This is a genomic window from Microcystis sp. M_QC_C_20170808_M9Col, from assembly GCF_007095495.1.
GTDB lineage: Bacteria > Cyanobacteriota > Cyanobacteriia > Cyanobacteriales > Microcystaceae > Microcystis > Microcystis aeruginosa.
The window spans coordinates 1-4,606 of sequence record NZ_SFBZ01000070.1 but is presented as its reverse complement, the minus strand read 5'-3'; the positions used below and the strand labels follow the sequence as shown (position 1 = coordinate 4,606).

The following is a 4,606-nucleotide window of genomic DNA, read 5'->3' as shown; positions in this document are numbered from 1 at the left end:
TTCAGTTCCGAATTGCTCGCACAGACTAAAGATTAGTTCATTACCAAATCTAAGTAATCTATCCTTATGAGTTAAGACCAATCTCTCTACTTTACTATCAACAATCAACCGAATTAATCGCTTTAATCCTTTTTTGTTGTAGTTAAGTCCTGAACCTAAGTCGTCTATAATTTCAACTTGCCAACCGTTTTGAGCGCAAAACAATTCGACAACTTCTTTTTGACGTTCTAAATCTTTCTTTTGGTCATGACTAGAAACACGGCAATAGCCAACAGTATAAGAGAGATTCTCTTTTAAACCAAGCAACTGAGAAATTGTATAACGACGATGCCCATTAGCAGTCCGTTCTGGAATTAGTTTACCTTCAGACTCCCAACGCCTTAACGTCGATACGCTTACACCTTTCAATTTAGCGGCTTCCGATATGGTTAACTTACTCATAGAACGATTATAGCATAAGTCATGAGTAATTTTGAATAGTATTAGTTAGGTTTTTGGTTTCTGTGATTAGCCCCTAATTCCCTTGAGAATATCTTCCAAACGACTAGCAGAGGGGTGATTGCTTAAACCGCGCACATGGGCCTCATAAATGATCGCTTTTTCGGCGCCCAGACGGGGACGAATCCCGGTAGAAGTCCCATCCGGAGCGATCACAATGCCTTTGGGCGACCATTTGCCCGTATCGTATTGCCGCCGGATCACTCCTTTGTAGTCCCCTTCTCCCGTGGCATACATTCCCGCATTTTCTCCGGCTGCGATCATGGCCAAGGTTTCAAAGTCGTGGGAAAGTTCTCGCGCGTAGGGATCGAAGAGGACTTTATTGGGGTTAAAACGATGGCCAAAATCGTCCACATCTGCCCGAAAACCGGGGTTACTGTCACCTCTTTGCCATTTTTGATCAAATTGCCAATTGGGACCCCAACAGCGAAAAGCGTAGTAACTGCCGTGGGCAATACTGGCGATTTTTGCCCGCCAAATATCATCATTTGGGTTTTTTGTCAACCAGTAATCATACTTAGCGTTTTCTCCCGTCGGGCGCTCGTAGATTTCCAGAAGAATCTGACTGGCATTTTTAGAATAGACGGCAAAGGTGACACTATCGCCCCGATAATGGGCCCCGAGGGGATAGGTGGCATCGGCCCAGAGATGGCTATCTAGGGGGGCATAATTACCAGATTGGGGATGATTTTGACCGATCGTTGGTGACATAAATTGGCGGGATAATATCGCCTTTGATAATAGACATTTTTCGATCAAGGAAATAAGAAAAAAATCTAAAGCTTGCTCCCAAAAAAAAACGGCTATGCAATTTCTACTAACTACTTACATAATTTTCCTCTCTAAAGCCAGAATTGACAATCATCTTCTAATAAACTAGGATAAATTCCTTGTAAGCGTCGATAAGCAATAATATCCGCTCCATACAAAGGGATAGGTAAACGGGGGTCTTTGAGAGAACCATAGTGAAGTAAAGTTAATTTTAACGTGGTGTCAACTAACTGTTTTAAATGTACTTGCTCTCCTAATTCATGAACTTTTAAGCGCAAGGGACGAGGAAGACCAATTTTTTCAGAAACTTGGGACGTTATCAGGATAACTTCCCGATTTGATAAAGCTAAAGCTAATCCTTTGGAGGGAGCATTTATCTGTTTTTGCTGAAGATTATAAAGTCTAGGAATGCCAGTTTTGTAACATTCTACGAGGATAAATTTAGCATTAATCGCTCTAGCTCTTGCCAGTAAATTGTCAACCTCCTTTCCTTGAAATTTACCATCTCTGTAAATGAGAACTGTCTGATTTTTTAGTTCAGCTTGCGGTAAACAATTTTCCAGAATCCGTTGAGGAATTTCTTCTCCCTCGGTTAAACTATCTTCTACCCGACAGCGAACAAATTCTCCCTGTTTGCCATATAGTCGCACACTTGCACAAACATTGAGACTACCCGGAAGATTTTTTTTAGGCATCCTTCCCACATCTAAACCAATAAAATAATCGGCAATTTCTAGAGGTTCAGCAAGGACATAGGGTAAATTTCCTAATTTGGCTAGGATCCCGGGGACAACTTGATTGAGAATATTATTATATTGGCTCTTATTATTTAAAGTTTTCTCATAAATCATTTGAGTTATAACTCCACGCTCCAAAAACTTTTTTTTAATCCAGGAATATAAACTTCCTTCTTCAGTATTATCAGCATTGCGATCCTCTTGAGGAAGAAATACTAAAGCAATATCTACAGGAATTTCTCCTCGAATTAATTGATCAACTGCTTCTTCCAGTCTAGCTCTTTTTTCAGATACTACACCTTCGACAGAGAAATTTATTTGATTCTCTGCTGGCAAAATAGTTTCAAATTTATAAAGTTTTAATCGCTTTTCTAATTGTTCTCTAAAATCTCCCACTTTTAAATTAGATGGTTTCAGAATAGCTAAACGAATTTTACGAGCAGGATCCTGATAGTCTTGATGACGTTGATATACACCCCCCTTCGATAATCCTTTGAGAGTTTCTCTTTTTTCTCCCCTTTCTTCCTTACCAAATAAGATGGGAGTTTGCTCAAGAGAAATAGAAGGAGTCCAAAAGAAGTCGGGATTTTCCCTGCTGTTAATACTTCTTTCTCTTAACTGAAATCCAAAGTTATTTAAAGTCTTTTGTGCCTCCTGCTTATACAATTTTAATCGTTCTTGTCGTTCAGTATAGAAGATTTTTGTTTCCTTTAATAACTCTCCGTAATTGACTTGAAATAAACTCTCATCCTTATCTGTCATACAGGGTTTTAAAGCTGCCAATGGATAAATATACTCCTTGGGATTTTTGCCAAATTGTACCGCCACCACTGGCTGCCCCAGATGAGCTTCTTCTAATTTTCTTCGACTAATTGAACCCGTAGCTTTTGTTAATAGATACTCTCTTTTTTCCCCAATTGTACCCGCTATTTTAATAATTTTAGCTATCCCATTGGTTTCTATATCTTTAACCTTTAAACCTACTAATAATTTAACAGCATCTTGTCTATAGGGATGATTTTCATAAAAATGTTCTAAATCTCCACTATAGACAATACTACTTTCAACAGTTAAACAAATAGCCGGATCGGTGTCATTGATGATTTCTGCCCAAAAGTTAACTTCTCTCCTTACCTGTACTTGGTTTTCACTTATATGACTATCTTTGGGAAAAACTATTGGATCGGAAAATTTACCAAATATTTTCAGAATTCTAACTGCTAATTGTGCTGTAACTAAAGCTGTTATCTGAAAGTCTTTTAGCCAATGAATAGAATAATAGTGATCGCCAATATCTTCTCGTAAAACCTCTTGAATATCTGATAAAGCTTCTTTCCACTGTTGTAGAGAAGGAATAGATTTTTCATCTTTAGCTAATACCCAAAAACAATTATCTTCAAAAATAACCACCACATCGGGAAACTTACGACTTAATTGCCAACTAAAACGATTACCTATTTTCCTAGTAACTTGATGATTAAGCTTAAAACAATTTAAACAATTATTCCTGAGAGTTAAGGAACTAATTTCACTCAAAAAAAGCGGGGACTTGGCTGTGTTAGCTACTGTGTAATTCATGATCTAAACCTCCTTATTTGCATAATCACAAATCGATGTAAAAGGACAATAACAACAAGCATAGCCACTTTGGGGCGGGAAAATATGATAAAAATCTTCGGGGTGATCTTTATATTTTTGTAGTTGTTGTTGATGTTTTTTGGACAGGAAAGCTAGTTCGATTCTAACTGCTTCTATTGCTTCGGAAGACAGGGATATTTTTTCTGAGCTTGTTTGGGTTTCTAAATTGTAAAAAGAAGCGACAATTTTTTCCTGAGGATAAAGGTAACTAGCCGCCAGTAAATAAACATGAGCCTGACGACGATCAAAATTAGATTGACCAGTTTTGAAATCTAAAATATGTATGGTGTCATCAGCTTCTCTGAAAATACAATCAAAGGCAGCGGACAAATTAAACCGATAGTTACCTTGCTCGATAACAATAGGTTCTGGATAACCTTCATCGCCTCTAGATAAATTAATAATCTCTTTATTCAATAAAATTGGTTGTTGATAGTAATTGTTTAAAATTACTAAAACCCTGGCTTTAATTTCTGGCGATTCTTGATTTAATTTCAGGATTTCTGCCACTTGTTCCACCCCATCAGGACCCGATAATCTCCCTGGCTCTTGATGAAACTCAAAAACCCCCCGTTGTGCCAACTTACCAATTTTTTGCGGTTGATTATCTTGCGATAGTAATCTTTGGACTTCTGGTTCTTTGTTTCGCGCTTTTTCAAACCCCCGTTTTGTCTGACAATGCCAATTCTCATAGCCAATCGCTGGTTTTAGCGATCGCCAAAGACTATAGCTCATCGGAGGATACCAAGGCTTTTTGGGAAACTGGCAGGACACGATTTTTCCCCTCAGTCAGGATAATGCTAGGTTGACATCCTCACCGCCGTAAACGGACGGTGATTCCCAACTGACTGACGGACACAAGTGGGTCAAAACCTGACAAGACAAGGGTTGCCAAAAAGAAAAATATCTGGGTAGATAGGGAAAAAGCAAGAATCCCTACAAGATGAAAACCGAGAACAGAA

General features: G+C 38.4%; 3 protein-coding genes and 1 pseudogene. All 4 read right to left on the bottom strand.

Going from position 1 to position 4,606, the window contains the following annotated elements; all coding sequences use genetic code 11:
• A partial coding sequence (locus EWV68_RS04515; protein ID WP_287168963.1) for an IS607 family transposase occupies positions 1 to 441 on the bottom strand: 441 nt, incomplete at its 3' end.
• A 69-nt stretch (positions 442 to 510) separates the two neighbouring features.
• A pseudogene (locus EWV68_RS04510) lies at positions 511 to 1,209 on the bottom strand (glycogen debranching protein); the annotation flags it as partial.
• Between the two features lie 131 nt (positions 1,210 to 1,340).
• Entirely contained in the window at positions 1,341 to 3,584 is a 2,244-nt protein-coding gene (locus EWV68_RS04505; RefSeq protein ID WP_287168961.1) for a Piwi domain-containing protein, read from the bottom strand.
• 3 nt (positions 3,585 to 3,587) lie between these two features.
• A complete protein-coding gene (locus EWV68_RS04500) occupies positions 3,588 to 4,379 on the bottom strand; it encodes a PD-(D/E)XK nuclease family protein (protein WP_287706570.1) in 792 nt (263 codons plus the stop codon).
• Positions 4,380 to 4,606: the final 227 nt, after the last annotated feature.

What these genes read in the sequence shown, in the direction of transcription:
- EWV68_RS04505 (WP_287168961.1), bottom strand. Translation starts at nt 3,584, where the DNA reads ATGAATTACACAGTAGCTAACACAGCCAAGTCCCCGCTTTTTTTGAGT.
- EWV68_RS04500 (WP_287706570.1), bottom strand. Translation starts at nt 4,379, where the DNA reads ATGAGCTATAGTCTTTGGCGATCGCTAAAACCAGCGATTGGCTATGAG.